Raw genomic sequence first — 26,288 nt, 5'->3', positions numbered from 1 at the left:
GCTGGGAACCGGTGCGGGATGGGGGAACGGGAGCGGAGCGCCGTGCCGGGCGACGGGAAGCCGCGCGGCGGCCGGCTTCGGGCCCGGTCCGTGGGTCATCGGGGTACGGCATGATGACGGGCCGGGCGAAAAAAGGGAAACCGGGCCCGCAATCCACATGAAAAACGGCCCGGACTCTCGCCCGGGCCGTTCGTCGTGTGCTGCCCTGCGCAGGCGCTTACTGCAGGCGGAAGGCCGTCAGCTCGCCGTTGACGTTCTGCACGATGGCGATGCCGTCGGCCACGACCGGGGCGGCCTTCACGGCCTTGCCGCCGACGCGCTCGCGCGCGGCGAAGGCGCCGTCGTCCAGCTTCAGCCAGTGCACGTAGCCGTCGAAGTCGGCCACGACGGCGAAATCGCCCTGCACCGCCGCGCCCGTCACGTTGCGACGTGCCAGCGCCGGCTGCGACCAGAGGGCTGCGCCGCTGTTCTTGTCCAGGCCGAACACCGAGCCGGTCGGGTCGGTCACGACCAGGCGGTCGGACGCCATGCCGATGCGGCCTGCGCCGCCGTGCTCCGCCGACCACATCGGGCGGCCGCTCGGGGCATCGATCGCCAAGGTCTGCTTCTTGAAGCTCGTGGCGAACAGCGTGGTGCCTTCGAGCACGGGCGTGCCGTCGACGTCGGCCATGCGATCCAGCTCGGTGCGGCCTTCCGGCTGCGCGATCGGCTGCTCCCACATCGGGCGGCCATCGTTCGCCGACAGCGCCGACACCGTGCCGTCGTCATTGCCGATGAACACGAAACCCGGGCCAAGCACCGGGCCGTCGTTGCCACGCAGCGACAGCATCGGCACTTCCTGCACCCAGAACCAGCGACGCTCGCCGGTGGCGGCATCGAACGCGGTGACACGGCCGTCGTTGGAACGCACGAACACGGAGTTCATGCCGATGGCCGGCGCCGCGATGACCTCGTTCGGCACGTGGGCCTTCCACTTCTCTTCGCCGGTGCTGGCGTCGAGCGCGATGACTTCACCATCCAGCCCGCCGACCACGACCAGGCCCTCGCCCACGCCCGGACCGCCGGACAGGCGGATGTTGGCCTTCTTGTCGGGGCGGTACTCCCAGACCTGCTTGCCGGTCTGCAGATCGAATGCGTGCACGCCGCCTTCGATCGCTGCCGCGAAAACGCGGCCGTCGGCGACGACCGGGCCCTGACGCACGCCGATGCGGCCTTCGCCCTTGCCGGCGTTGGCCGACCAGATCTTCTGCACCGTCACCGACGGGGTGATGTCGGTCAGTTCGGCGGGCTCGTTCGGCTTGCCATCGTCCTTCTTCTTGTCGCCACCGAACCAGCCCTTGATGGTGGAGCAGCCGGCGAGCGAAGCCGCGCACAGCAGCACGACGGAGGTACGCAGCAGCATGGAACGGTGCTTCATCAGGACTTGGCCTCGGGCTTGGCGGGCGTGCCGCCGACTTCGGTGAGCTTGAGTTCGAGCAGGCGGCGATGCGGCGATGCCACATCGAGCTTGGCCATGGCTTCGGCGTAGGCGGTGCGCGCCTGGTCCTTCTGGCCGAGCGCGAGGTGCGCGTCGCCACGCACTTCGATGCCCGCCGCCGTGTCGGCGTCCGCGACGAGCTTCAGCGCGGCGTCGGCCTGCTTCTTCTCGATCAGCAGGCGCGCGGTGCGTTGCTGGATGATCTGCCGGATCGCCGGATCTTCGGTCTTGATGCCCTGGAGCGTCGCTAGCGCGGCGTCGTTCTGGTTGGCTTCCACCTGCGAACGGGCCAGTTCGAGCGCGGCAAGGGCGCGATAGCTCGAACCTTCCTCAAGCGCCTTGACCTTGGCGTCGGCCGTCTTGTCCTTCGCGTCGATGGCGTCGATGGCGGCCTGGTACTGCGTGGCCATGCCCATGCGCGCCTGCTCGTGCCGCTGGTCCCACCACTTCCATCCACCGATGGCCGCCAGGCCCAGCGCGATGCCGCCGATCAGGCCCGCACCGTTGTTGCGCAGCCACTGCAGGACGCGTTCGCTTTGTTCGTGTTCGTCGAGAAGATCGTCAATCGCCATCGGTACCGGCTGCCGTGCTCTGTGGCCCACCTTGAGGCGGGAATCCGAAATAGGAGCACCGGCCCGCGTGGCGGGCCGGTGCGTGTGGATTTCCCGTGCCGCCGGTCAATCGCCCGGCGTGAGGGAACCGTCAGAGGATAGCGTAAAGCGCGCCACGTTCGCGCGGCTGAACGGCGTCAGATCGACCGTCCTGCCCGCGTTGCGGACTTCGACGGCGGACGAATTTCCCAGCACCACGCGAGAGACTTCGCCCGCGGAATAGGTGCGCTGCTGCCCTGTGCCGAGTTCGCCGCTTTCGATCACGCGGCCGTCGGCACCGCGCACTTCCACCCAGCTGTTGCCGGTGAAGTTGAGCGACAACGCCGGCTGCGTGGCGGGCGGCGCGGGCAGCGTCGCCATCGAGGCGACCAGCGGCGTGCGGTGCACCGGTTCGGATGCCGTCGGCGGGGTGGTGTTGGCCGGCGCGGCCGGTGCGGTTGCCACATCGAGCGACTCGACCTTCGCGTCGTCCTTCTTGAGTTCGCGCGAGGCCATCCAGATCGGCACCGCGATGGCCGCCGTCAGCACGATGTAGATCGCGCGACGCGTGGCCTGTTCGAACACGCGGCGGTAGCGCGGCGTATGCGTGTGGCTGACCAGTTCCGACGGCGCGATCGGGCGTGCGCCCTGACCGAGTTCCTCGTCGAAGTGCACGCCGAGCAGGCGCGCATAGCTGCGCATCTGTCCGCGTACGAAGACCGGTGCACCCAGCTGGCTCGAGTCCCCCGATTCGAGCTGCCGGATTCCCTTGACCGGAATCTTCAGGCTGGCGGCGACGTCTTCCTGCGACAGGCCCGCCGCTTCGCGGGCCTGCTTCAGACGCACGCCAATGCTGGCGCCCATCTCAGGCGCGAGTTGGTTCGAGTTCATCGCTTTCCGTCATCCCCCATGCCGGAGCCCAGCTTCTGCGGGAACTCCGCCCTCATTCGCTGAACGTATCTTGCGGCGGCTGCCCTGTCGCCGAGTTTCTCTTCGATTTGTGACGCCAGCTGCAACGCGCCGGGGTCCGCGGGAGCAGCCGCCAGGCGGCGCTCGGAGAATGCGCGCGCTTCGAAGGCATTTCCTTGACGGAACTCAAGCTCTGCAAGCGCGCCCAGCGCCGTGGCGTTGTTCGGATCCAGTTCGATCGCCCGGCGCAGCTCGCGGCGGGCGCGATCGTCCTGGCCGGCACGGGCGGCGCAGCTGCCGGAATTGGCCAGGGCCACCGCCGGTGTCGTGTAGCTCGGGTCGTGCAGCGCGCGCTCGAACCAGCTCAGCGACTCGCCCGCGCGACCTTCGCGGCACAGCCACACGCCGTAGTTGTTCTGCGCGGCACCGTTGCCCGGCGCGAACTCGGCGGCGCGCAGGTAGTGGCGTCCGGTTTCGGCGGTATCGCCGCGGCTGGCGGCGACCAGGGCCAGCACCGTCTCGGCATCGGCGGATTTCGGATCGAGCTTCAGCGCCTTGAGCGCTTCCTTCTCGGCGGCGGCGTAATCGCCGGCCATGAGGCGCGCGCGGGCCAGTTCGAGCGGCCTGCTCGCGGCGATGGCGGCGGTGTTGCGGCCGTTTCCGTTGACGTTGACCTCGGGCGCGGTGCGCTCGAAGTCCTGACGCTTGAAGTCCTGCCGCACGAAGCTCATGCGGCTGCACGCGCCGGTCGCCAACACCGCGACCGCCAGGACGGTCGTGATCGCGAGGCTCAGCGGGCGGCCGCGGACGTCCATGCTAGCGGGCTCCTGACATCACGCCGCCTCGTTGCCGAGGCCGCGTGCCTGTAGTTGTTTCTGGAATTCCGCCTGGCGCCGGGTGCGGTCCATGACCTGCCCCTTGAGCTGGCCGCAGGCGGCGTCGATGTCGTCGCCGCGCGTGCGCCGCACCGGGGCGATCATGCCCGCTTCGTTGAGAAGCTTCTGGAACGCGCGGATGGCCGCGTCGTCCGGACGCTCGAAGCGCGTGCCGGGGAACGGGTTGAACGGAATGAGGTTGACCTTCGCCGCGTCCTTCATCTGCACGGCGTTGTCGAACTGGCGCATCAGGCGCAGCAGCTGGCGCGCGTGCTGCGGCTGGTCGTTCACGCCCTTCATGAGCGTGTACTCGAACGTCACCGACGTGCCGCGCTTGCGCAGCGCGTAGCGCACGCAGGCGTCCATCAGCTGTTCGATGGGGTACTTCTTGTTGAGCGGCACCAGCTCGCTGCGCAGCTCGTCGTTGGGCGCATGCAGCGACACGGCGAGCGAGACGTCGCTCTCCAGCGCGAGGCGGTCGATCATCGGCACCATGCCGGCGGTCGACAGCGTGACGCGCTTGTTCGCCAGGCCGTAGCCGAGGTCGTCACGCATGATGCTCATCGCGCGCACGACGTTGTCGAAGTTCGCCAGCGGCTCACCCATGCCCATCATCACCACGTTGGTGAGGCGGCGCTGCTGGTGCGGCACGTTGCCCAGGTGACGCGCGGCGACCCACACCTGGCCGATGATCTCGGCGGTGGACAGGTTGCGGTTGAAGCCCTGGGTGGCGGTGGAACAGAACTGGCAGTTGAGCGCGCAGCCCACCTGCGACGACACGCACAGCGTGCCGCGGCCCTTGTCGGGAATGTAGACGGTCTCGATGGCATTCTTCGGGTCCATGCCGAGCAGCCACTTGTGCGTGCCGTCGGTGGACGCCTTGTCGAACACGACCTGCGGCACGCGCACTTCGGCGCTCGCCTCGAGCTTGGCGCGCAGCGCCTTGCCCAGGTCGGTCATCTCGGCGAAGTCGGTCACGTACCGGTGATGGATCCACTTCATCACCTGGTGCGCGCGAAACTTCTTCTCGCCGAGCGTCTCTTCGAAGAAACGCTCGAGCGAAGCGCGGTCGAGGTCGAAGAGGTTCGTCTTCCCCTCGCCCGCGCCCTTCGCGGCCACGCCTGCTTCCACGCGCGCAGCCGATTCCGTCGCGGGCGTGTCGCCAGCGAGCTGGATGTCGATGCGTTCGCGTTGCGTGGTCATGGCCTTTTCTTCAGTCGCTTAGCGGGCGTACACGTCGGTCGCCGGGAAGAAGTACGCGACTTCGATCGCGGCGTTCTCCAGGCTGTCCGAACCGTGCACGGCGTTGGCGTCGATGCTGTCGGCGAAGTCGGCGCGGATCGTGCCCGGCGCGGCGTCCTTCGGATTGGTGGCGCCCATCAGGTCGCGGTTCTTCAGCACGGCGCCTTCGCCTTCCAGCACCTGGATCATCACCGGGCCGGAGATCATGAACTCGACCAGCGCGTTGAAGAACGGACGCTCGCGATGCACGGCGTAGAAGCCTTCGGCTTCCTGCTTCGACAGCTGCTTCATCTTCGAGGCGACGACCTTCAGGCCGGCCTTCTCGAAGCGGGTGTAGATCTCACCGATGACGTTCTTGGCGACGGCGTCGGGCTTGATGATCGAAAGGGTGCGCTCCAGCGCCATGGAATCTCTCCGGGTAGGCGGGCCGCCGAACGTGGTGACTTGACCAGGGTTCGCGCCCGAGGATAACAGAAAAACCCGCGTACGGACGCGGGTTTAGCCCACAAGGCTCCGGTAATTCTAACGGATCGTTGGGCATTTTTGCAGGGTCTGGCGGCGGGTTTTGCGCGATGTCCGTTGACGGTTCAGGCCGCGTCGGACTAGCATCAAACAAGCGTTTGATTCAGCCACCGCAGCCGCAGGACCCACGCAGTACCCATGGCCACCACAGCCCACTTCTCCACCAAGGACCGGATCCTTGGCGCCGCCGAGGAACTGTTCGCGCAGTTCGGCTTCACCGGCACCTCCCTTCGCCAGGTCACCAGCCGCGCCGACGTCAACATCGCGGCGGTGAACTACCACTTCGGCAGCAAGGAAAACCTCGTCAACGAGGTCTTCCGCCGCCGCATGGACGACATGAGCGCCCAGCGCCTGGGTGCCCTGAAAACCGCACTGGAGACGCATCCGGGCGAGCTCGAGCCGATCCTGGCCGCGTTCGTCCAGCCCGCGCTGGCGATGGCGCAGGACCGCCACGGAGGCGGCGCCTTCGTGCGCGTGGTCGCCCGCGCCTACGCCGAGAAGAACGACCGCCTGCGCAAGTTCCTGTCAGACCACTACGGCCACGTGCTGCGCGAGTTCGCCAAGGCGATCGCCGGCTGCGTGCCGGGCCTGAGCAAGGAAGAGCTGTACTGGCGGCTCGACTTTCTGGCCGGGTCGCTGACCTACGCGATGGCCGACTTCGGCCTGATCAAGCGGCCCGCCGGTGTCACCGAGGCGGCCCATCGTGAGCGCGCGGCCCGCGAGCTGATCCGCTTCGCCGCCGCCGGCTTCAAATCCTGATTCGTTGAACCCCACGCTTCAAATTACTTGTCAGACAAGGATTTGCATAACATGCCTAAGAAACTGCTTGCACGCCGAGTGGCCGTGCTGGGCGCCGGCGTCATGGGTGCGCAGATTGCCGCCCACCTGACCAACGCGGGCGTCGACACCGTCCTGTTCGACCTTCCGGCCAAGGAAGGCGACCCCAACGGCGTCGTCGGCAAGGCCATCGCCAACCTGGCCAAGCTCAGCCCCGCCCCGCTCGCCAGCAAGTCGCTCGCCGAGCGCATCACGCCGGCGAATTACGAAACCGGCCTGGAGCAGTTGCGCGACTGCGACCTGATCATCGAAGCCATCGCCGAACGGATGGACTGGAAGCAGGATCTCTACAAGAAGATCGCGCCGTTCGTGTCCGAGCACGCGATCCTCGCCAGCAACACCTCGGGCCTGGGCATCAACAAGCTGGCCGAAGTGCTGCCCGAGCAGCTTCGCCACCGCTTCTGCGGCGTGCACTTCTTCAACCCGCCGCGCTACATGCACCTGGCCGAGCTGATCCCGGCCAAGACCACCGACGCCGACGTGCTGACGGCGCTGGAAACCTTCCTGACCACCGCGCTCGGCAAGGGCGTGGTGATCGCCAAGGACACCCCGAACTTCATCGGCAACCGCATCGGCGTGTTCTCGATGCTGGCGGCAATGCACCACACCGAGCAGTTCGACCTCGGCTTCGACACCGTCGACGCGCTGACCGGTCCGTCGATCGGCCGTCCGAAGTCGGCCACGTATCGCACCGCGGACGTCGTCGGCCTGGACACCATGGCGCACGTCATCAAGACGATGGCCGACACGCTGCCGGACGACCCGTGGCACCAGTACTTCCAGGCGCCCAAGTGGCTGACGGCGCTGATCGAAAAGGGCGCGCTCGGCCAGAAGACCGGTGCCGGCGTGTACACCAAGCGCGGCAAGGACATCCTCGTGCTCGACCTGAAGGCGCAGGACTACCGCGTCTCGGCCGGCGAGCTGGACGCCGAGGTCGCCGCGCTGCTGAAGGAACGCGACCCGGCGAAGAAGTTCGCCGCCCTGCGTGCCAGCCAGCATCCGCAGGCGCAGTTCCTGTGGGCGATCTTCCGGGATTCGTTCCACTACAGCGCGTATCACCTTGAATCCATTGCCGAAACCGCGCGCGACATCGACTTCGCGATGCGCTGGGGCTACGGCTGGTCGCTCGGCCCGTTCGAGACCTGGCAGTCGGCCGGCTGGAAGCAGGTCGCCGACTGGATCGCCGAGGACATCGTCGGCGGCAAGGCGATGAGCAGCGCACCGCTGCCGGACTGGGTGTTCGACGGTCGCGACGGCGTGCACGACAAGGACGGCAGCTTCAGCCCATCGCGCAAGGCCCAGGTGCCCCGCTCGTCCAACCCGGTCTACGCGCGCCAGCGATTCCCCGACCCGCTGCTGGGCGAGAAGTTCTCGCAGGGCCGCACGGTCTTCGAGAACGACGGCATCCGCATGTGGGCCGACGAAGGCGACGACATCGCCGTGGTCTCGTTCAAGACCAAGATGCACACGGTCAACGACCACGTGCTCAACGGCCTGCAGGAAGCCATCACCATCGCCGAGCGCGACTTCGCCGGCCTGGTGATCTGGCAGCCGAAGGAACCCTTCTCCGCCGGCGCCGACCTGGCCGGCGCGCTCGGCCTGTTGCAGGCGGGCGACGTGAAGGGCTTCGAGGCGATGGTCGCCAACTTCCAGGCCACCAGCCAGCGCATCAAGTACGCGCTGGTGCCGGTCGTCGCGGCCGTGCGCGGCCTGGCGCTCGGAGGCGGCTGCGAGTTCCAGATGCATTCGGCCAAGGCCGTGTTCGCGCTGGAAAGCTACATCGGCCTGGTCGAAGCGGGCGTCGGCCTGCTGCCGGCCGGCGGCGGCCTGAAGGAATTCGCGGTGCGCGCATCCGAAGCCGCCGGCCCGGGCGGCGACGTGTTCGCGCAGCTCAAGACGGCGTTCGAAAGCGTCGCGATGGGCAAGGTGTCGGCGTCGGCGTTCGAGGCGAAGGAGCTCAAGCTCGCGCGCGAGAACGACGCCGTCGTCTTCAACGCGTTCGAACTGCTGCATGTCGCCAAGGCGCAGGCCCGCGCGCTGGCCGAATCCGGCTACCGCCCGCCCCTGCCCGCGCGCCGCATCCAGGTCGCCGGCGACGTGGGCATCGCGACCTTCAAGATGATGCTGGTCAACATGCTGGAAGGCCGCTTCATTTCGCCGCACGACTACGAGATCGCCACCCGCATCGCCACGGTGATGTGCGGCGGTGAAGTCGACCGCGGCGCGATCGTCGACGAGGAATGGCTGCTGAGGCTCGAACGCGAACATTTCGTCGCGCTCGCGCAGATGCCCAAGACGCAGGAACGCATCGCGCACATGCTCAAGACCGGCAAGCCGCTGCGTAACTAAGCGACGAACACAGGACACAGAACCATGACCAAGCAAGTTCAAGACGCCTACATCGTCGCCGCCACCCGCACCCCGGTCGGCAAGGCGCCGCGCGGCGTGTTCCGCAACACCCGTCCCGACGAGATGCTCGCCCACGTGCTCAAGTCCGTGGTCGCGCAGGCGCCGGGCATCGACCTGGGCCGCATCGACGACGCGATCATCGGCTGCGCGATGCCCGAAGGCGAGCAAGGCATGAACGTGGCGCGCATCGGCGCGCTGCTCGCCGGCCTGCCCAACACCATCGCCGCGCAGACGATCAACCGTTTCTGCTCGTCGGGCCTGCAGGCCGTGGCGATGGCGGCAGACCAGATCCGCCTTGGCAACGCCGACCTGATGCTCGCCGGCGGCACCGAATCGATGTCGATGGTGCCGATGATGGGCAACAAGGTGGCGCTGAGCCCGCAGGTGTTCGCGAAGGACGAGAACGTCGCCATCGCCTACGGCATGGGCATCACCGCCGAGAAGGTCGCGGAGGAGTGGAAGGTCTCGCGCGAGGAACAGGACGCCTTCGCGCTGGCCTCGCACCAGAAGGCCATCGCGGCGATCCAGGCCGGCGAGTTCAAGTCGGAGATCACGCCGTATGAAGTGATCTCGCGCATTCCGGATCTTGCCGGCAACGCGGTGCGCGTGAAGAAGTCGATCGTCGAGATCGACGAAGGCCCGCGCCCGGATTCGTCCATCGAAGGCCTCGCAAAGCTCAAGCCGGTGTTCCGCAACGGCCAGTTCGGCGGCAGCGTCACCGCGGGCAACAGCTCGCAGATGAGCGACGGCGCGGCCGGCGTGCTGCTGGCCTCCGAGCAGGCCATCAAGGATTACGGCCTGACGCCGCTGGCGCGCTTCGTGAGCTTCTCCGTGGCCGGCGTGCGCCCGGAAGTGATGGGCATCGGTCCGATCGCGGCAATCCCGAAGGCGCTGAAGCAGGCGGGCCTGACCAAGGACCAGTTGGACTGGATCGAGCTCAACGAAGCCTTCGCAGCGCAGGCGCTGGCGGTCATCCGCGACAGCGGGCTGGATCCGTCGAAGGTCAATCCGCTCGGCGGCGCGATCGCACTGGGCCATCCGCTCGGTGCGACCGGTGCGATCCGCACCGCGACCATCGTGCACGGCCTGCGTCGCCGCCAGCAGAAGTACGGCATGGTGACGATGTGCATCGGCACCGGCATGGGCGCGGCGGGCATCTTCGAAGCGCTCTGAGCAGCGCGGGTCGTTCGATCGAAAGGGCAGCCACCGGGCTGCCCTTTCTCGTTGCGGCCGGCCTTCTCGCCGATTTCACGTCCCTGTCGCGCAGCTGAGCACAGCATCGCAACGCGTCGCCGTTTCGCGATGGCCGGCGCGGGGCGTCGGCACGTCCACAGCAACGCGATGCCCTTGTTCGTTCCCGGTTCGTCCGATCCCCCGACAAGGAGAACGCTCATGTCCCTGCGTACCATCGCCGGCGCTTCGCTGGCCCTGCTGCTCACGCTGTCGTTGGCTGCCTGCCAGACCACCACGCCCGGATCGATGCAGGGCGCCGTGGAAGTGCGTTCGGGGGTGATCGAACAGATCACCGACGTGCAGATTTCCAATACCAAGACGCGGGGCCTCGGAGCCGTGGTCGGCGGTGCGCTCGGCCTGGGCGTCGGCAGCCTGATAGGCGGCGGCACAGGGCGCGACGTGGCGATGGTGCTGGGCACGATCGGCGGTGCGGTCACCGGTAACGCGGTGCAGCGTCGCAACCAGGAACCGATCCCGGGGCACGACATCATCGTACGCCTGACCAATGGCGTGCTGGTGTCCGTCACGCAGGAACCCACGAATCTGCGCGTCGGGCAGAAAGTCTTCATCCAGGGCAGCGGCGAAGACGCACGCGTCACGCCGGCGAAGTAAGCGCCGCAGTCCGCCCCTGAAAGAGAAGGCGGCTTCGAGCCGCCTTCTTGTTTACCGCGCGCCGAGCGCGCTCACGCCATGCGTGTCCCGTTCGGCACCGGCCGTTCGATCGTGGTGATGACCACGCCCTCCTCCGTCGGGAATCCCGTGAGCAGGAATTCCGAGATGAAGGGCCCGACCTGCTTGGGCGGGAAATTGATCACGCCGACGATCTGCCGGCCGACCAGTTCTTCTGCTGCGTAGAGGTGCTTCACCTGCGCGCTGGTCTTGCGCACGCCGTGCGGTCCGAAGTCGACCCACAGCTTCCACGCCGGTTTGCGCGCCTCGGGGAATTCCTCGACGCGCTGCACCGTGCCAGCGCACAACATCACTTTTTCGAAATCCGCCCAACTGATCGTCTCGCTCATCCTGTCCTCGTCTTGCCTTCCATCCTGTCCTTCCATTCGTCCTTGAACTCGGCCCACCAATAGCTGAGCTGCGCGCCGACGAAGCCCACCGGCTTGATCGCCGACACCAGGCCATAGCCGCTCAGTTCGCGCCACCGCCGGTCGCCGTGTGCGATCGCGCTGGCAAGCAGTTCGCCGGCAAACGTGGTGGGCGCCACGCCATGGCCCCCGAAGGCCTGCGCCAGCCAAAGTCCGTCATCGATCGCGCCGATCTGCGGCATCTGGTGCCGCGCGTAGCTCATCAATCCGGACCACGCGTGATCGATGCGCACGCCATCCAACTGCGGGAACACCTTCAGCATGTCGCCGTACAGGAGCTTTTCGACTTCCGCGGCGGAACGGTCGAGCACCGAAATCCGCCCGCCCCACAACAATCGCGTGTCGGGCAGCGGGCGGTAGTAGTCGAAGGCGAAACGTGTGTCGTAAACGGCAGCGCGTGTGCTCATGATCTCGTCAAGGCGCGCGCCGAGCGGCTGCGTCACCATCACGTACGTCACGATCGGCAGTACGCCCGCATCGACTTCGGCGCGCAGGCCGGCGAGATAGCCACCGCACGCGAGCACCACTTCCTCGGCTTCGACCACGCCATCGGGCGTGCGCACGCGCCAGCCGCGACCCGCGCGTTCGAGCGCGATGGCCGGCGTCTCTTCATGGACGGCGACACCCTGGGCCATGGCGGCACGCGCGACGCCGCGCGCATATTTGAGCGGGTGGAAATGGAATGCGTCGGGTTCGAACAACCCGTCGTGATAGCGCTCCGTGTGGACCAGCGAACGCAGGCGCTCGCGCGGCATCCATTGCCAGTGCACGCCGTAGCGTTGTTCGAGTAGTTGCTGACGATCGCGAAGCACCTGCGGATCGCGGAACCAGTTCGCCCAAAGCACGCCGGCGTCGACGCGGTCACACTCGATGGCGTAGCGCTCGCTGCGGGCGCGGATCAGCTCGACGGCGTTGATCGTGCCGGAGTACAGGTCGCGGGCGCGCTCGGGGCCGAGGTCCTGCAGCAGGCTCTCCTCGCCGCGCGAGAAGCCACCGAACACGAAGCCTCCGTTGCGTCCTGACGCGCCGAAACCGACGCGTTGCGATTCAAGCAGCACGACATCGCGGACGCCACGTTCGGCCAGGCCGAGCGCGGTGTTCAGCCCGGCGAAACCGCCACCGACGATGCAGACGCTGGCATCCACGAGCCCACGCAGCGGCCCGAACCCGAGCTCGCGGTCGGGAACGGTCGCCACGTAGTAACTGGAATCCAGGCCGCTCATGTCCGCCGAACGCTCCGGCGGCGGACAGATCGCCGCCGCGTATCCAGAGTCTAGCGGTGTCGGCGCCGCGTGGCGGCGCCCTGCGTCATGCCGACGTCAGTTGAGCTCTTCGACGCCCAACTCTGCCAGCGCGTTCTGCATCAGCTGGCGCGCGGAGTCGCTCAGCTTCTCGTGGTCGAGCGCGTAGCGGATGGTCGCCTCGATCAGCCCGATATGCGTACCGCAATCGAAGCGCGTGCCCTGGAAGCGGTAGGCATTGACGGCCTCCTCTTGCAGGAGCGCGGCGATGGCATCGGTCAGCTGGATCTCGCCGCCAGCCCCCGGGGTGGTCGATTCCAGCAACGAGAAGATGCGCGGGTTCAGCACGTAGCGACCGACGACGGCGAGATTGCTCGGCGCATCCTCGGGCTTCGGCTTCTCGACGATCGCACGGATGCGGCCCTGCCGCTTGGCAAAGCCCTCGGTGGCGACGATGCCGTAGCTTGCGGTCTGTTCGCGCGGCACGTCCTGCACGGCGATCACGCTCGCGCCCGATGCTTCGGCGGCGTCCGCCATCTGCTTCAGCGCACCCGGACCGCGGTTCCAGATGAGGTCGTCCGGAAGGAGCACGGCGAATGGCTCATCGCCGATCACGGCCTTCGCGCAGAGCACGGCATGGCCCAGGCCCAGCGCTTCGGCCTGGGTGACGAACACCGCACGCACGCCCTCGGGCAGCACATTGCGGACCAGTTCGAGCTGCTCGGTCTTGCCGCTGCGTTCGAGCTTCTGTTCCAGCTCGTAAGCCTTGTCAAAGTAGTCGGCGACCGCGTGCTTGTAGCGGTTCGTCACGAAGACCAGCGTGTCGCAACCGGCCTCGATGGCCTCGTCGACGGCGTACTGGATGAGCGGCCGATCGATGATCGGCAGCATTTCCTTCGGGACGGTCTTGGTGGCGGGAAGAAAGCGGGTGCCGAGGCCGGCGACCGGGAAAACAGCCTTGCGGATTCGTGCGGACATCAAACCTTCCTGGCGTTGCGTGCGGGAAAGGCGACCACTGTCGCCGATTCCTGGTAATCCGGATGTGTACCCACGGGCTGGAATTCAGGAACCGCCATCCGCAACAACGTGTTGAGCAGGTCGAGGTCGTAGCGGCTGCTGGCCTCGCGCAGTTGCCCGATCGAGCTTTCCAGGTGGGCGGCGGTGACGTCGCGCGGCTCGGCCTGGAGGATCTTCGGGTGCGTCGTCTGGCGGTAGCGCTCGTCGGCGTGGAAGAGCGTCTCGTGCAGCTTCTCGCCGGGGCGCAAGCCCGTGTAGACGATCGCGATGTCGCGGCCGGGATGCTTGCCCGCCAGGCGGATCATCTGCTCGGCAAGCAGCCTGATCGGTACGGGCTCACCCATGTCGAGCGTGTAGATGGCTTCATGGGTTCCCAGCGCCGAGGCTTGGAGGATCAGCTGGCAGGCTTCCGGAATGGTCATGAAGAAACGCGTGACTTCCGGGTCGGTGACCGTGACCGGGCCACCCGCGCGGATCTGCTCACGGAACAGCGGCACGACGCTGCCGGCCGAATCGAGCACGTTGCCAAAGCGGACCGTGACGAAGCGCGTGGCGAACTGCCCGGCCAGTGCCTGGCACGCCATTTCCGCCAGACGCTTGGTCGCGCCCAGCACGTTGACCGGGTCGACCGCCTTGTCGGTGGAAATCAAGACGAACGTGCCCACGTCCGCGAGGCAGCACGCGCGCGCGACAGTTTCCGTCGCCAGCGAATTGTTGCGGACGGCTTCGCGAAGCTGCAGTTCGAGCAGCGGTACCTGCTTGTAGGCGGCCGCGTGGAAGACGGCGTCCGGTTCGGCGCGCTTGAGCGCGTGCGCGATCACCGCCGGGTCGCCGCAATCGCCGAGGACCGAGATGTATTCGACGTCCGGGAAGTCGCGCTTCAACGCCGCTTCGGTGGTCGTCAGCGCAAGTTCGTCTACTTCGATAAGCGTGATGCGACGGGCGCCGTGTCGCGCACACTGCCGACAGAGTTCCGAACCGATCGAGCCGCCGGCGCCGGTCACCAGCACCGACCGCGCGCCCAGCCAGCTCCGGATTGCCTTCCAGTCCGGCAGCACGGGCTTGCGTCCGAGAAGGTCCTCGATCGCCACTTCCTTCAGTTCGCCCGGCAGCGAACGGCCCTCGAGCACATCCTGCAATTTGGGCACCATCCGGAACGGCAGGCCGGTTCGCTCGCATGACACCACTACGCGCTGCAGCGCGTTCGCATCGGCCGACGGCATGGCGATCACGAGCAGCTTGGCAGCGGTCTCGCGCGCGATTTCGGCGACGTCCTGCACGCGCCCCAGCACGGGAACGCCCTGCACCTTGCTGCCGCGCAGACGCACGGCGTCGTCGAGGAAACCCACCGGCTGGTAGGTACCCGAGCGACGGAGATCGCGCACCAGGGCTTCACCGGCATGGCCGGCACCGAGGATGAGGATGCGGACGGACGATTTGGATGCCGATTCGACACGGCTGTCCTTCCACGCGCGGTACAGCAGGCGCGGCGCGCCCAGCAGGCCCATCAACACAAGTGGGTACAGGACAAGGACCGTGCGCGGCACGGTGCCGAGGCGGTTGTAAAGGAACAGGCCGAGCACGATGGCGAACAGGCCGAGCACCGACGCCTTCAGTATGTTCCAGAGATCCGGGACGCCGGCAAAACGCCACAGACCGCGATACAGGCCCACCTGCCAGAACACGAGCCCCTGGGCTGCGAGCACCAGTGCGATCTCGGCGGACCACAGCGGGATCGCCGGCGCATTGGCTTCGATCCCCCAACGCAGGCGATGCAGGGCTTGCCAGACGATCCAGACCATCGCGAGATCGTGCGCGACCACCGCAAGGCGCGGCAGTCCACTCTTCCACCGATCACGCCATGAGCTCATCCTTCGCCCCTTTTATTTCTTTACGAACTGCCAGGTATTCAATCAGGAAGCTGCGCCAGGAAACTTCTTCTGCAGCACCAGCCAAAAAAAAGCGCAGCACATATACCACGCGATAACGGTACCGACGATGAAGAACGCATCACGCGGCATGACCCCCCAGCCCGCAATTATGACCACCATCGAAACGACCGCATAGCAGGCCGTTACGCGACCGTGACCGGCCGCACGGGACCACGCCTGGTACGCGTGCTGGGTATGCGGCGCCCACCAGCGTTCGCCGCGCAGGATGCGGCGCAGTAGGGTCAGGCTGGCATCGGCGAGAAATACCGAAACGGGCAGCAGGACGATCGCGAACCGTTCGCCCATCCGCGCCCCGGCCACCGCGCAGAGCGCCCCAAGCGCGAATCCGATCGCCCCGCTGCCGACGTCGCCCATGAAGATGCGGGCCTTGGGAAAATTGAAAGGCAGGAAGCCCAGGCACGCCGCGGCCAACGCGAGGGCCAGGAGCGTCCAGGCGCCGCCAGCGATCCAGGCCAGGCCTATGGCCGCAATCAGGGCCTGGCTTGCGGCCAGGCCGTTGATGCCGTCCATGAAGTTCCAGACGTTGGTCAGCACCAGCGTGAAGACGAAGGCGGCCAGGCCGAGCCACATCGAGTCGTAAAGATCCCCGATCGCAATCGCGAACAGGGCCGACGCGAGTACATGCACGCCCAGGCGAATCCACGGGGACAGCGGCCGATGGTCGTCCACCCAGCCGATGCCCGCCACCATCAGCAGCCCGACGCCGAACGCCAACATCAGCGGTGCCTGGTCGGGTTGGCGCACGCCAAGTGCGACAGCCGCCACCAGCAGCGAAATCACGATCGCGATGCCGCCGCCGCGAGGCGTCGCCACGCTATGGCTGCGACGTTCGCCGGGCTGGTCGATCAGCGACCGCATGAGCGCATAGCGCCGCGCGAGCCAGGTGCCCGCGACGCCGATGCAGAAGTGCACCACCAGCCATTCCAGCATCCGTCAGACCACCGCGTAGTTCAGCAGCGGCTTGATCGTGCCCCACTCCTTGCAGCTCGGGCACTGCCAGTGGTGGCTGCGCGCGCCGAAACCGCAGCGATTGCAGCGGTAGCTCGGGTTGCGGACCAGCAACTGGTCGGTGATGTGCTTGAGATCGTGCAACGTAGCGGCCGGGTCGGCGCCCTCGGCAAGCGTCAGGTCGATCAGCGCCGCTTCGCCGCGTACGGACGGGCGATCCTTCAGCTGGCGTGCGAGATAGGCGCGCGCCGAAGGAACGCCCTCCTCGCTCTCGACCATGCGCGTGAGCGCGAGCACCGGCGCGATGCCGCGATAGTGCTCGGTCATCTCGGCCAGGAACGCGCGCGCGCCCGGCGCATCGCCGACACGGGCATAGCAGTCGAGCAGCAGCGGCAGGATTTCCGGCAGGTAGTCGGGATCCACGCGCGCCACGCGTTCGAATGCACGGATCGCACCTGCATCGTTGCCCGCATCCACTTCCAGGCGGCCTTCGATCATGCCCGCGCGAACGGAATTCGCATCGGCTTCATACGCGCGCGCGACCGCGGCACGCGCCGCGTCGGTGTCGCCGGCGGCACGATGGCGGTCGGCCAGCTCGCACTCGAACTGCGCGATGAGCTTGCCCATCGGCTCGCCCGTGGCTTCCTCGTAACGGCGCGCGTTCTCGATGGCCTTGTCCCAGTCCCGTTCGGACTGGTAGATGCCGATGAGATGGCGAAGTGCGAGCGGCGCGCGCATGTCGAGCGCGACCAGATCGGAGAACACGGTCTCCGCGCGATCGAGCAGGCCCGAACGCATGTAGTCCTCGCCCAGCGCGAGCAGCGCCTGCACGCGTTGCTGGTCGCTCAGACCGGGCCGCTGCACCAGCGCCTGATGCAGGCGGATCGCGCGATCCACTTCGCCACGGCGGCGGAACAGATGGCCGAGCGCGACCTGCGTCTCGAACGTGTCCTTGTCGAGTTCGGCGATATGCAGGAACAACTCGATCGCCTTGTCGGGCTGTTCGTTGAGCAGGTAATTCAGGCCGCGAAAGTACGTGGTCGACAGCCGGCTGACCTGCGTGTCGCTGTGACGCTCGCCGCCGCGACGGCCGATGATCCAGCCACTCACCGCCGCGATCGGCAGGAGGAGGAAGAACCAGAACCACTCACTGATGAAAGCCATGCATCAAGGTCCGGAAGTGGGTGCGGTCATCGCGCCCGTGCGTTCGGCGCGCGCCAGTCGGCGGCGCATGGGAAGGACTACGCTGGCGCTGATCGCAACGCCGCCAATGAGCACGCCAAGCAGCAGCGCGACCAGCAGCGACACGCCGAGGTTGGTCGGCAGCCGCGAGAATCCAAGGTCGATCACGACCGGAGCGCGGTTCAACGCGCCGATGATGGCGCCAGCCGCAAGGCATGCGATCGCGATCAGGAAACGGAGCAGGCGCATCACGGCCTCCATCGACCGCTGTGGTCTGCTTTAGCTTAACGGACCTACTTCGAAGGTCCAGTGGAACAACGATGCGCGCGTGGCGCCGCATGCGTCGCCGGCAATCAGTCGGCTTCTTCCAGCGGCACGACGCCGCTGACGCGCTCGCGCAATTCCTTGCCGGGCTTGAAGTGCGGAACGTGCTTGCCGGGCAGCGCGACCGACTCGCCCGTCTTCGGGTTGCGACCCAGGCGCGGCGGACGGTAGTGCAACGAAAAACTGCCGAAGCCGCGGATTTCGATCCGCTCTCCGGTGGCGAGCGACCCGCCCATCATTTCCAGGAGCGCCTTCACCGCCAGATCCACGTCCTCGCCCTTCAGGTGGGCCTGACGCTGGGAAAGGATCTCGATGAGTTCGGACTTGGTCATGCAGGCTCTGGTTGGCGGCGCGCCGGTTGTCACGCTTCTTTGTCGCAAACCGCCGACGTGACGTGCAGCGGTTGCGGGGTCTTGCATATCGAAGGCGGCCCGGACTAGCCGGACCGCCTTCGGGTACCACGCTACAGCGGCTGTTACTCGGACTTGCTGCCCAGCTGCTCGCGCAGCAGCGCGCCCAGCTTGGTGGTGCCGCTGGAGGCTTCCGAGGAGGCGCGGTTGTAGTCGGCCAGCGCTTCCTGCTGCTCGGCCTCGTCCTTCGCCTTGATCGACAGCTGCATCGAGCGGCCCTTGCGGTCGTTGCCGATGATCTTGGCTTCGACTTCCTGGCCGACCTTCAGGTACTGCGAAGCGTCTTCGACGCGCTCCTTGGCGATGTCGCGGGCGGCGATGTAGCCCTCCACGCCATTGTCCAGTTCGATGGTCGCGCCCTTGGCGTCGACTTCCTTCACCTTGCCGCGGACGATCGAGCCCTTCGCGTTGGACGCCACGTACTGGCCCATCGGGTCCTGCTCAAGCTGCTTGACGCCCAGGCTGATGCGCTCGCGCTCCGGATCCACGGCCAGGACGACGGCTTCCAGCGTGTCGCCCTTCTTGAAGTTGCGGACCACGTCTTCGCCGGTGGTGTTCCAGCTGAGGTCGGACAGGTGCACCAGGCCATCGATACCGCCGTCCAGGCCGATGAAGATGCCGAAGTCGGTGATCGACTTGATCTGGCCCGACACCTTGTCGCCCTTCTTGTGGATGGCGGCGAAGGTTTCCCACGGATTGCTGGTGACCTGCTTCATGCCCAGCGAGATGCGGCGACGCTCTTCGTCGACGTCCAGGACCATGACCTGAACCTCGTCGCCGACCTGCACGATCTTCGACGGGTTGACGTTCTTGTTGGTCCAGTCCATCTCGGACACGTGCACCAGGCCTTCCACGCCCGGCTCGATCTCGACGAACGCGCCGTAATCGGTGACGTTGGAGACCTTGCCGAACACGCGGGTGTTGGCCGGGTAGCGACGGGCGATGTTGTCCCACGGATCCTCGCCCAGCTGCTTCAGGCCGAGGCTGACGCGGTTGCGCTCGCGATCGTACTTGAGCACGCGGACGTCCAGCTCCTGGCCGACTTCCACGACTTCGGACGGGTGACGCACGCGCTTCCACGCCATGTCGGTGATGTGCAGCAGGCCATCGATGCCGCCGAGGTCGACGAACGCACCGTAATCGGTGAGGTTCTTGACGACGCCCTTGAGGATCGCGCCTTCCTGCAGCTTCTCGAGCAGTTGCTCGCGCTCGACGCTGTACTCGCTCTCGACCACCGCACGGCGGGAGACGACGATGTTGTTGCGCTTGCGATCAAGCTTGATGAGCTTGAACTCGAGTTCCTTGCCTTCGAGGTAAGCCGAGTCGCGCACCGGGCGCACGTCGACCAGCGAGCCCGGCAGGAAGCCGCGCACGTCCTTGATGTCGACGGTGAAGCCGCCCTTGACCTTGCCGCTGATGCGGCCGGTGATGGTCTCGTTCTTCTCGAGCGCCTGCTCGAGTTCGTCCCACACCATGGCGCGCTTGGCCTTCTCGCGCGACAGGACGGTCTCGCCGAAGCCGTTCTCGATCGAGTCGAGCGCGACCTTGACTTCGTCGCCCACGCCCACGTCGATTTCACCGGCGTCGTTCCGGAACTGTTCGATCGGCACGATGCCTTCCGACTTCAGGCCGGCGTTGATCACCACCACGTCGCCGCGGACTTCCACGACGACGCCGGTGACGATGGCGCCCGGCTTCAGCTTGGCCAGGTTGGTCTGGCTCTGTTCAAACAGTTCGGCAAATGATTCGGTCATTGGAAAAAATACTCGGTTGAACACACGGGCCGCACCGGCTGTCAGGGCCTAACTGAGTTAGAAGGCATCAAGCAGCGCGTGGTCGACCCACCCGTTGTGTGGCGCGATGCAACTGCGCCATGTGTTGTGGTTGAACCATCGCGGGATTGCGATGGCACTCGATCTGCTACGGTGGAAACACGCCGCATGAAGCGCGCTCAGCGCGCAGGCAACAAGGCCAGCACGCGTTCGACCACGTCGTCGATGCCGAGGCCGGTGGTATCGATGCGGACGGCGTCTTCGGCCGGCCTCAACGGAGCCACCGCGCGATTGGCATCGCGCGCGTCGCGGGCAAGGATCTCCCGCAGCAGACCGTCTAAATTAACGGAAACCCCCTTGTCTTTCAACTGCTTATAGCGCCTTTCGGCCCTTTCGTCGGCACTGGCGGTCAGAAAGACCTTGTAGGGGGCGTCCGGGAAGATCACCGTGCCCATGTCACGGCCGTCGGCGACCAGCCCCGGTGCCTGGCGGAACGCGCGCTGGCGGTCCTTCAGGGCGGCCCGGACCTCGGGGATGGCGGCGATGGCTGAAGCGGCGGCGCCGGCGGTCTCGGTACGAAGCTCGTCGGTGGCGTCCATGTCGTTGACGAGGATGCGCAGTTCCCGGGAAACCGGGTCTTCCTGGAAGTCGATGCGGGTGTCGAAGGTGCAACGGACCAGTGCCGCCGGGTCGGCGAGGTCCAGGTCGGCCCACCCCGCCGCGACGCCGACGGCGCGGTACAGGGCGCCCGAATCCAGGTAATGCCAGCCCTGGCGGGCGGCGACCAGGCGGCTGATGGTGCCCTTGCCGGAGCCGGAAGGACCATCGATGGTGAGGACGGGAACGCTGGAACTGGAGTGTGGGCTGTTCATGCGGGCATTATGCGTGCTCGGCGCCGGGAGCCCGAAAAACGCGGTGGAAAGACCACGTGCCACCGCCAATGCACGCCCTCGACCAAGAGCCGCCGGGCGAATTTTCGCCTCGTACGCGCAAACACTTGATCCGCAGGGAATTTACCCGTTAGAATCGCCGGCTTCGTTCGTTATCCCATTTACCTGTAGCCGAGGTCTGTCATGAAGGTCCTGTCCTCCCTGAAGTCGGCGAAGGCCCGTCACCGCGACTGCAAAGTCGTTCGCCGCCGTGGCAAGGTCTTCGTGATCTGCAAGTCGAACCCGCGTTTCAAGGCGCGTCAGCGCTGATCCACGCTCCGGCGTCCTGCGCCGGGTCGTAACGCGAGTATGGAGGCCGCCCCCGGGCGGCCTTCTGCATTGTGGCTTTCCCTCCACGTCGAACCGGCGTCGAGGCCCGTTCGGGCGAGCGCAAACCTCCAAAACGTGACGGCCGCGCGCTGCCGGGCCATCAGGGGTTGTGCGTACAATCGCGCACTACCACGAGGGGGCTCGAAGGGGACTGACCATGAAGCATCTTGTTAAAGCCGTTCCGCTGTTCGCTGCGCTCGCCCTGTCCGGGGTCGCCTCGGCCGACACCCTGCTGGTCGAGCGCGTCCAGGAAGAAAACCAGGCAACCCTGCCCGCGCGTGGCCAGACCATGGCGCAGGTGGAAGCCAGCTACGGCGCGCCCGCGCAGAAGCTGGACGCCGAAGGTGGACAGAAGCGCCAGTGGCCGACCATCAACCGCTGGGTCTACCCGTCCTTCACCGTCTACTTCGAGAAGAACAAGGTGATCGACGCGGTGGCCAACAAGGCCAGCGCCGAGGAAGTTGGGCCCAAGCCGCCCATCCGATGAGGCTATGAACCAGAACACCCGCGCCCAGAGCACGTACGCACGCTTTCCCGCCGAGTGGGAACCCCAGTCGGCCGTCCTGATCGCATGGCCCAACGCCGATACCGACTGGGCCGACCGCCTGGGCGAGGTCGAGGAGACCTACATCGCGCTCGTCGCGGCGATCACCCGCTTCCAGGACGCGATCGTGTGCGTGGCGGACGAGGACGTGGAGGCGTACGCACGCGCGCGCCTTTCGTCCGCACGCGTGGACATGTCGAAGGTGCGCTTCATCGAGGCGCCCTACGACGACACCTGGCTGCGCGATTCGGGCCCGATCACCCTGCGCGACGGCGAAGGCTTTCGGCTGCTCGACTTCCGCTTCACCGGCTGGGGCGGCAAGTTCGACGCCAGCCTGGACGACCTGCTGGTCGAGCGCCTGACGGAAGCCGGAATATTCTCGAAGAGTGCGCGGCAATCCATTGATTTTGCTCTGGAAGGTGGCGCCATCGATACCGACGGCGACGGCACGCTGCTGACCACCTGGCAGTGCCTGCACGAGCGCCATCCCGATGCCTCGCGCGACGAACTGACGACCAGGCTGGCCGACTGGCTGAAGCAGGACCGGGTGCTGTGGCTCGACCACGGCTACCTGGAAGGCGACGACACCGATGCCCACGTCGACACCCTCGCCCGCTTCGCGCCGGGCGACGCCATCGTTTTCCAGGCCTGCGACGACGAATCCGATTCGCACTACGCCGAGCTCAAGGCGATGGGCGACGAGATCGCCGCGCTGCGCACGAAGGATGGCAAGCCGTATCGCCTGTTCCCGCTGCCGTGGGCGCAGCCGATCCTCGACGACGGCCGTCGCCTCGCCGCGAGCTACGCCAACTTCCTGATCGTCAACGGCGCCGTGCTGATGCCCGCGTATGGCGACGACGCCGACGCGAAGGCGCAGGCCGTCCTGGCTGAAGCCTTCCCGGGTCGCGAGATCGTTCCGGTTCCGTGCAGGTCACTCATCTGGCAGAACGGCAGCCTGCACTGCATCACGATGCAGTTGCCGCAGGGCGTCGTGGCCTGAGCGCCGGATGACTCCGCGGACGGCCTCGCCGTCCGCACCGTTCCAGCGACGCGACATTCGCGTCATGCACGCAGCCTACAATTGCAGGCCGTCCCGCGCTGTTCGCGCGCATCCAGATTCCGGACCACGATGAAGAAGACCACCCTCCCCGTCGCGCTGATCCAGGAGCGCAACCACGGCGACGCCGAAGCGAACCTCGCGGTGATCGAACAGCGCGTGGCCGAGGCCGCCCGGCAGGGCGCGAAGCTTGTGCTGCTGCAGGAACTGCACAACGGCCCGTACTTCTGCCAGCACGAGGACGTGTGCGAGTTCGACCTCGCCGAAACCATTCCCGGCCCGAGCACCGAACGGCTCGCGCCGCTCGCCAGGAAGCATGGCGTCGTGCTGGTGAGCTCGCTGTTCGAAAAGCGCGCGACCGGCCTGTACCACAACACCGCGGTGGTCTTCGAAGCCGACGGCAGCGTCGCGGGCAAGTACCGCAAGATGCACATCCCGGATGATCCGGGCTTCTACGAGAAGTTCTATTTCACGCCGGGCGACATCGGATTCGAGCCGATCAACACGTCCGTCGGCCGCCTCGGCGTGATGGTGTGCTGGGACCAGTGGTATCCCGAAGGTGCGCGCCTGATGGCGCTGGCCGGCGCGGAACTGCTGCTGTACCCGACCGCCATCGGCTGGGACCCGGACGACCAGCAGGCCGAAAAGGATCGCCAGCGCAACGCGTGGATCCTGAGTCACCGCGGTCACGCCGTCGCGAACGGCCTGCCGGTGCTCAGCTGCAACCGTGTCGGCCATGAGCCCTCGCCGCTCGGCGCATCGGGCATCCAGTTCTGGGGCAGCAGCCACGTGCTGGGGCCGCAAGGCGAATTCCTGGCCGAAGCGAAGACCGACGCTCCCGAAATCCTGATGGCCGAAGTCGACATGGAACGCAGCGAGCACGTCCGTCGCATCTGGCCATTCCTGCGCGACCGTCGCATCGATGCTTACGGCGATCTGCTGAAGCGTTATCGCGATTAGGTTTCTAGCGAGCGCCCGGGCACCGTCCGCCAGCCGTCATTCCCGCACAGGCGAGAATCCATCGGTCCGAGGCATCACGTCTTACGTCGGGCGTGATGCATGCAGGGTTGGATCCCCGCCTGCGCGGGGATGACGTCAAAGCCGGTTCGCGACCAGCGACGCAAGCCATGGCCGCGGTTACGCTTGGGCCATGCCGACGCCAACCGCTCCCGCCGCGACCCCACCTGCGCTGCACCTTCGCAGCGCCGTCGCCACCGATCTTTCCGCGATTACCGCGCTGTATGCGCACGAAGTCCGCGATCACGTCGCGACCTACGAGTACGACGAGCCCGACGAGGCGGAGATGACGCGCCGCTGGCAGGCAGTGGTCGCGCAGGGCTATCCCTATCTTGTCGCCGAGCAATACGGCCGCTTCGCGGGCTACGCCTACGCCAGCACGTACCGCACACGCGAGGGGTATCGATGGACCGTCGAGGACACGGTCTACGTGCATCCGGACTTCGTCGGCCAGGGCATCGGACGCGCGCTGCTGCAGCGACTGATCGACGATTGCACCGCGCTGGGCCTGCGACAGATGGTCGCCGTCGTCGGTGACGTCACGAACACCGCCTCGATCGCCCTGCACGAGAAGCTGGGCTTCAGGACCGTCGGCGTGTTCAAGGGCCTCGGCCGCAAGCACGGGCGGTGGCTGGACACGGTCCAGATGCAGCTGGCGCTCGGACAAGGCGACGGGTCCGATCCTGTCTGAAACCGACGAACGGTCGGAATAAAACGAACGGCCGTGCTATTTTCTCGGCCGTGAACGCTCTGACCGCCACCAGCAAGGGTGCAGCCACCCGCGAAGCCATCATCGACCGCGCCTACGGGATCGCCTGCGCGGCGGGTCTGGAAGGGCTGTCGATCGGCCCCCTCGCCCAAGCCGTCGGCATGTCAAAGAGCGGTGTCTTCGCGCATTTCGGCTCGCGCGAAGACCTTCAGATGGCCGTGCTGGATGAAGCCGGCGTGCGGTTCGTCGATCACGTGCTTCGTCCGGCACTGAAGCATCCGCGCGGTCTGGCCCGCCTTCGCGCCATACTGGAAGCCTGGTACGACTGGGTCCGCCAATCCGAAGGCAGCTGCCTGCTGCTGAGCGCCGCCAGCGAGTACGACGACCGCCCCGGCCCATTGCGCGATCGCCTGGTCGCGCACGACCTCCGCTGGCGCCAGGAAATCGCCCGCGCCATCACGCTCGCCATCGAAACCGGCGAGCTGGCAGGCGACACCGATCCGGACCAGATGGCCTTCGAGCTGTACGCCCTCGCCCTGATCGTCCACCACGACGCCGGCCTGTTCGGCTTTGACACCGCCGCCAATCGCGGCCGACGCGCGATGGAGCGGCTGTTCCGTTCCTACGCGCCCAGCGCCGCCGCGCCCGACGCCTGACTCCACCCCACGGAGGGATCCACCGTGTACCCGCTCATCGCCAAAATTAGCACGACCGTTCGTAAGCTCTTTGCCCTCTACGGACTCCGGCTGTGGTTCGCGATCGGCGGCCTCGTCGCGCCGCGGCGTGCGGTCGCCCGCGCCGCGCGGATCTTCTGCACGCCGATGCCCTCTTCCCGCAGTCGTGCCCTCGCGGCCCCGACTTTCGATGCTCGCGAGGAGAGCGTCGCCGTCGACGGGCACCCGATCACCGCCTACGTCTGGGGCGACCCGAAGCGCCAGCCCTACGTGCTGTTCGCGCACGGCTGGTCGAGCCATGGCACACGCGTCGGCGCCTGGTTGCCGCGCCTGCGGGCGGCGGGCTATGCCGTGGTCGCCTTCGACCAGCCGGCGCATGGCCGCAGTCCGGGCGAGCGCGCGACGCTGCCCTGCTTCACCCGCCACCTGATGGCGGTGGGCGAACACTTCGGCCCGGCAGCGGTCGTGATCGGGCATTCGCTCGGCGGCGCGGCGACGGCCAATGCGCTTTCGCGTGGCCTCAAGGCCGAGCGTGCGGTTCTGATCGCGCCTGCGGCCGATCCCGTCGCCGCCGCCGAGCGCTTCGCCGACCTGCTGTGGATCGGCCAGACCCTGACGCAGCGCATGTTCAAGTATTTCGAAAGCCGCATTGGCATGAGCTTCGACGAACAGCAGGCGCACCGCACCGCGCCGGTGATCGGCCGTCCGGCGTTGATCGTGCATGACCTCGAAGATCGCGACGTGCCGTGGTCGGAAGGCGAGCGTTACGCGCGTTACTGGCCCGACTCGCGCCTCCTGACCACGCGCGGGCTCGGTCATCGGCGCGTGCTCGACGACGAGGTGGTCATTGCGTCGGTGATGCGGTTCCTGCGCGGCGAAACCGTCGGCGAACGCGCGGTGTCGTCTCCGAACCTGCCCTTCGGCGTCGCATGACACGGGCGTTCATTGCCCCGTCCCCGGTCAGGCCCTAAGCTTCCTGCAACCGATTTCC

The 26,288-nt window shown here is 66.9% G+C and carries 27 protein-coding genes; 11 read left to right on the top strand and 16 right to left on the bottom strand.

What is annotated here, in order from left to right; genetic code table 11:
• Window positions 1–217: 217 nt before the first annotated feature.
• The 6 genes from bamB to ndk form a co-directional block, all read right to left on the bottom strand.
• On the bottom strand, window positions 218–1,417 hold the full coding sequence (bamB, locus tag GOY17_RS08190; protein WP_157029994.1) for an outer membrane protein assembly factor BamB: 1,200 nt from the start codon (window positions 1,415–1,417) through the stop codon (window positions 218–220).
• Entirely contained in the window at window positions 1,417–2,049 is a 633-nt protein-coding gene (locus GOY17_RS08185) for a YfgM family protein (protein ID WP_115840496.1), read from the bottom strand. Before GOY17_RS08185 ends, bamB begins: the two co-directional genes overlap by 1 nt.
• A gap of 105 nt (window positions 2,050–2,154) precedes the next feature.
• Window positions 2,155–2,958 (bottom strand): helix-turn-helix domain-containing protein, encoded by an 804-nt coding sequence (locus GOY17_RS08180; protein WP_157029993.1) that lies wholly within the window; start codon window positions 2,956–2,958, stop codon window positions 2,155–2,157.
• The gene (gene pilW / locus GOY17_RS08175; RefSeq protein ID WP_157029992.1) at window positions 2,955–3,791 is read right to left on the bottom strand and encodes a type IV pilus biogenesis/stability protein PilW; all 837 of its coding nucleotides are present in this window, start codon (window positions 3,789–3,791) and stop codon (window positions 2,955–2,957) included. Before pilW ends, GOY17_RS08180 begins: the two co-directional genes overlap by 4 nt.
• 18 nt (window positions 3,792–3,809) lie before the next feature.
• The gene (gene rlmN / locus GOY17_RS08170; RefSeq protein ID WP_157029991.1) at window positions 3,810–5,054 is read right to left on the bottom strand and encodes a dual-specificity RNA methyltransferase RlmN; all 1,245 of its coding nucleotides are present in this window, start codon (window positions 5,052–5,054) and stop codon (window positions 3,810–3,812) included.
• An 18-nt stretch (window positions 5,055–5,072) separates the two neighbouring features.
• Window positions 5,073–5,498: a nucleoside-diphosphate kinase gene (gene ndk, locus GOY17_RS08165; protein WP_115840500.1), complete on the bottom strand. Its 426-nt coding sequence runs from the start codon at window positions 5,496–5,498 to the stop codon at window positions 5,073–5,075.
• Between the two features lie 255 nt (window positions 5,499–5,753).
• On the opposite strand from ndk, the gene GOY17_RS08160 reads away from it, so the two are divergent.
• From GOY17_RS08160 to GOY17_RS08145, 4 genes are all read left to right on the top strand, one after another.
• Entirely contained in the window at window positions 5,754–6,374 is a 621-nt protein-coding gene (locus GOY17_RS08160) for a TetR/AcrR family transcriptional regulator (protein ID WP_115840501.1), read from the top strand.
• A 51-nt stretch (window positions 6,375–6,425) separates the two neighbouring features.
• Complete coding sequence (locus GOY17_RS08155; protein ID WP_157029990.1) at window positions 6,426–8,801, top strand: 3-hydroxyacyl-CoA dehydrogenase/enoyl-CoA hydratase family protein; 2,376 nt, start codon at window positions 6,426–6,428, stop codon at window positions 8,799–8,801.
• Window positions 8,802–8,825: 24 nt separating this feature from the next.
• A complete protein-coding gene (locus GOY17_RS08150; RefSeq protein ID WP_157029989.1) occupies window positions 8,826–10,034 on the top strand; it encodes an acetyl-CoA C-acyltransferase in 1,209 nt (402 codons plus the stop codon).
• A 219-nt stretch (window positions 10,035–10,253) separates the two neighbouring features.
• Window positions 10,254–10,706 carry an outer membrane lipoprotein gene (locus GOY17_RS08145; RefSeq protein ID WP_115840504.1) on the top strand — a complete coding sequence of 151 codons (453 nt, stop codon included), beginning with the start codon at window positions 10,254–10,256 and terminating at the stop codon, window positions 10,704–10,706.
• Between the two features lie 71 nt (window positions 10,707–10,777).
• Here the strand turns inward: GOY17_RS08145 and GOY17_RS08140 are convergent, their stop codons facing one another.
• The 10 genes from GOY17_RS08140 to cmk form a co-directional block, all read right to left on the bottom strand.
• Window positions 10,778–11,113 carry a tRNA-binding protein gene (locus tag GOY17_RS08140; RefSeq protein ID WP_115840505.1) on the bottom strand — a complete coding sequence of 112 codons (336 nt, stop codon included), beginning with the start codon at window positions 11,111–11,113 and terminating at the stop codon, window positions 10,778–10,780.
• On the bottom strand, window positions 11,110–12,414 hold the full coding sequence (locus GOY17_RS08135; RefSeq protein ID WP_157029988.1) for an NAD(P)/FAD-dependent oxidoreductase: 1,305 nt from the start codon (window positions 12,412–12,414) through the stop codon (window positions 11,110–11,112). The genes GOY17_RS08140 and GOY17_RS08135 overlap by 4 nt, the downstream gene beginning before the upstream one ends.
• Before the next feature lie 96 nt (window positions 12,415–12,510).
• On the bottom strand, window positions 12,511–13,410 hold the full coding sequence (galU, locus tag GOY17_RS08130) for a UTP--glucose-1-phosphate uridylyltransferase GalU (protein WP_157029987.1): 900 nt from the start codon (window positions 13,408–13,410) through the stop codon (window positions 12,511–12,513).
• The gene (locus tag GOY17_RS08125; RefSeq protein ID WP_157029986.1) at window positions 13,410–15,320 is read right to left on the bottom strand and encodes a polysaccharide biosynthesis protein; all 1,911 of its coding nucleotides are present in this window, start codon (window positions 15,318–15,320) and stop codon (window positions 13,410–13,412) included. Before GOY17_RS08125 ends, galU begins: the two co-directional genes overlap by 1 nt.
• Window positions 15,321–15,362: 42 nt before the next feature.
• On the bottom strand, window positions 15,363–16,331 hold the full coding sequence (locus GOY17_RS08120; RefSeq protein WP_157029985.1) for an MraY family glycosyltransferase: 969 nt from the start codon (window positions 16,329–16,331) through the stop codon (window positions 15,363–15,365).
• A 3-nt stretch (window positions 16,332–16,334) separates the two neighbouring features.
• On the bottom strand, window positions 16,335–17,513 hold the full coding sequence (gene lapB / locus GOY17_RS08115) for a lipopolysaccharide assembly protein LapB (protein WP_115840510.1): 1,179 nt from the start codon (window positions 17,511–17,513) through the stop codon (window positions 16,335–16,337).
• Window positions 17,514–17,516: 3 nt separating this feature from the next.
• Entirely contained in the window at window positions 17,517–17,780 is a 264-nt protein-coding gene (locus GOY17_RS08110; protein ID WP_198173858.1) for a lipopolysaccharide assembly protein LapA domain-containing protein, read from the bottom strand.
• 104 nt (window positions 17,781–17,884) lie between these two features.
• Window positions 17,885–18,187: an integration host factor subunit beta gene (locus GOY17_RS08105; RefSeq protein WP_115840512.1), complete on the bottom strand. Its 303-nt coding sequence runs from the start codon at window positions 18,185–18,187 to the stop codon at window positions 17,885–17,887.
• A 143-nt stretch (window positions 18,188–18,330) separates the two neighbouring features.
• A complete protein-coding gene (gene rpsA / locus GOY17_RS08100) occupies window positions 18,331–20,019 on the bottom strand; it encodes a 30S ribosomal protein S1 (RefSeq protein WP_115840513.1) in 1,689 nt (562 codons plus the stop codon).
• Window positions 20,020–20,216: 197 nt separating this feature from the next.
• Window positions 20,217–20,909: a (d)CMP kinase gene (cmk, locus tag GOY17_RS08095; protein WP_157029983.1), complete on the bottom strand. Its 693-nt coding sequence runs from the start codon at window positions 20,907–20,909 to the stop codon at window positions 20,217–20,219.
• Between the two features lie 201 nt (window positions 20,910–21,110).
• Between cmk and ykgO the strand changes: the two genes are divergently transcribed.
• From ykgO to GOY17_RS08060, 7 genes are all read left to right on the top strand, one after another.
• Window positions 21,111–21,236, top strand: a complete 126-nt coding sequence (ykgO, locus tag GOY17_RS08090) for a type B 50S ribosomal protein L36 (protein WP_010342887.1) — start codon at window positions 21,111–21,113, stop codon at window positions 21,234–21,236.
• Window positions 21,237–21,453: 217 nt separating this feature from the next.
• Complete coding sequence (locus tag GOY17_RS08085) at window positions 21,454–21,783, top strand: hypothetical protein (RefSeq protein ID WP_115840515.1); 330 nt, start codon at window positions 21,454–21,456, stop codon at window positions 21,781–21,783.
• A 4-nt stretch (window positions 21,784–21,787) separates the two neighbouring features.
• The gene (locus tag GOY17_RS08080; protein ID WP_157029982.1) at window positions 21,788–22,840 is read left to right on the top strand and encodes an agmatine deiminase family protein; all 1,053 of its coding nucleotides are present in this window, start codon (window positions 21,788–21,790) and stop codon (window positions 22,838–22,840) included.
• Between the two features lie 129 nt (window positions 22,841–22,969).
• Window positions 22,970–23,857: a carbon-nitrogen hydrolase gene (locus tag GOY17_RS08075; protein WP_157029981.1), complete on the top strand. Its 888-nt coding sequence runs from the start codon at window positions 22,970–22,972 to the stop codon at window positions 23,855–23,857.
• Window positions 23,858–24,047: 190 nt separating this feature from the next.
• Window positions 24,048–24,605, top strand: a complete 558-nt coding sequence (locus tag GOY17_RS08070) for a GNAT family N-acetyltransferase (protein WP_157029980.1) — start codon at window positions 24,048–24,050, stop codon at window positions 24,603–24,605.
• Between the two features lie 50 nt (window positions 24,606–24,655).
• The gene (locus GOY17_RS08065) at window positions 24,656–25,279 is read left to right on the top strand and encodes a TetR/AcrR family transcriptional regulator (RefSeq protein WP_157029979.1); all 624 of its coding nucleotides are present in this window, start codon (window positions 24,656–24,658) and stop codon (window positions 25,277–25,279) included.
• A gap of 24 nt (window positions 25,280–25,303) precedes the next feature.
• A complete protein-coding gene (locus GOY17_RS08060; RefSeq protein WP_232338563.1) occupies window positions 25,304–26,230 on the top strand; it encodes an alpha/beta hydrolase in 927 nt (308 codons plus the stop codon).
• Window positions 26,231–26,288 lie beyond the last annotated feature (58 nt).

The sequence above is a fragment of the Lysobacter soli genome, assembly GCF_009755585.1.
Classification (GTDB): domain Bacteria; phylum Pseudomonadota; class Gammaproteobacteria; order Xanthomonadales; family Xanthomonadaceae; genus Lysobacter_J; species Lysobacter_J soli.
Note: the sequence above shows the minus strand (reverse complement) of the source record. Positions and strands in the feature narration are given on the sequence as shown.

Coding starts and splice junctions, on each gene's coding strand:
- GOY17_RS08160 (WP_115840501.1), top strand. CDS start 5,754: ATGGCCACCACAGCCCACTTCTCCACCAAGGACCGGATCCTTGGCGCC.
- GOY17_RS08150 (WP_157029989.1), top strand. CDS start 8,826: ATGACCAAGCAAGTTCAAGACGCCTACATCGTCGCCGCCACCCGCACC.
- GOY17_RS08075 (WP_157029981.1), top strand. CDS start 22,970: ATGAAGAAGACCACCCTCCCCGTCGCGCTGATCCAGGAGCGCAACCAC.
- GOY17_RS08155 (WP_157029990.1), top strand. CDS start 6,426: ATGCCTAAGAAACTGCTTGCACGCCGAGTGGCCGTGCTGGGCGCCGGC.
- ykgO (WP_010342887.1), top strand. CDS start 21,111: ATGAAGGTCCTGTCCTCCCTGAAGTCGGCGAAGGCCCGTCACCGCGAC.
- GOY17_RS08105 (WP_115840512.1), bottom strand. CDS start 18,187: ATGACCAAGTCCGAACTCATCGAGATCCTTTCCCAGCGTCAGGCCCAC.
- rlmN (WP_157029991.1), bottom strand. CDS start 5,054: ATGACCACGCAACGCGAACGCATCGACATCCAGCTCGCTGGCGACACG.
- GOY17_RS08180 (WP_157029993.1), bottom strand. CDS start 2,958: ATGAACTCGAACCAACTCGCGCCTGAGATGGGCGCCAGCATTGGCGTG.
- pilW (WP_157029992.1), bottom strand. CDS start 3,791: ATGGACGTCCGCGGCCGCCCGCTGAGCCTCGCGATCACGACCGTCCTG.
- GOY17_RS08080 (WP_157029982.1), top strand. CDS start 21,788: ATGAACCAGAACACCCGCGCCCAGAGCACGTACGCACGCTTTCCCGCC.
- rpsA (WP_115840513.1), bottom strand. CDS start 20,019: ATGACCGAATCATTTGCCGAACTGTTTGAACAGAGCCAGACCAACCTG.
- bamB (WP_157029994.1), bottom strand. CDS start 1,417: ATGAAGCACCGTTCCATGCTGCTGCGTACCTCCGTCGTGCTGCTGTGC.
- GOY17_RS08120 (WP_157029985.1), bottom strand. CDS start 16,331: ATGCTGGAATGGCTGGTGGTGCACTTCTGCATCGGCGTCGCGGGCACC.
- GOY17_RS08110 (WP_198173858.1), bottom strand. CDS start 17,780: ATGCGCCTGCTCCGTTTCCTGATCGCGATCGCATGCCTTGCGGCTGGC.
- GOY17_RS08140 (WP_115840505.1), bottom strand. CDS start 11,113: ATGAGCGAGACGATCAGTTGGGCGGATTTCGAAAAAGTGATGTTGTGC.
- GOY17_RS08145 (WP_115840504.1), top strand. CDS start 10,254: ATGTCCCTGCGTACCATCGCCGGCGCTTCGCTGGCCCTGCTGCTCACG.
- ndk (WP_115840500.1), bottom strand. CDS start 5,498: ATGGCGCTGGAGCGCACCCTTTCGATCATCAAGCCCGACGCCGTCGCC.
- lapB (WP_115840510.1), bottom strand. CDS start 17,513: ATGGCTTTCATCAGTGAGTGGTTCTGGTTCTTCCTCCTCCTGCCGATC.
- galU (WP_157029987.1), bottom strand. CDS start 13,410: ATGTCCGCACGAATCCGCAAGGCTGTTTTCCCGGTCGCCGGCCTCGGC.
- GOY17_RS08070 (WP_157029980.1), top strand. CDS start 24,048: ATGCCGACGCCAACCGCTCCCGCCGCGACCCCACCTGCGCTGCACCTT.
- GOY17_RS08085 (WP_115840515.1), top strand. CDS start 21,454: ATGAAGCATCTTGTTAAAGCCGTTCCGCTGTTCGCTGCGCTCGCCCTG.
- cmk (WP_157029983.1), bottom strand. CDS start 20,909: ATGAACAGCCCACACTCCAGTTCCAGCGTTCCCGTCCTCACCATCGAT.
- GOY17_RS08185 (WP_115840496.1), bottom strand. CDS start 2,049: ATGGCGATTGACGATCTTCTCGACGAACACGAACAAAGCGAACGCGTC.
- GOY17_RS08135 (WP_157029988.1), bottom strand. CDS start 12,414: ATGAGCGGCCTGGATTCCAGTTACTACGTGGCGACCGTTCCCGACCGC.
- GOY17_RS08125 (WP_157029986.1), bottom strand. CDS start 15,320: ATGAGCTCATGGCGTGATCGGTGGAAGAGTGGACTGCCGCGCCTTGCG.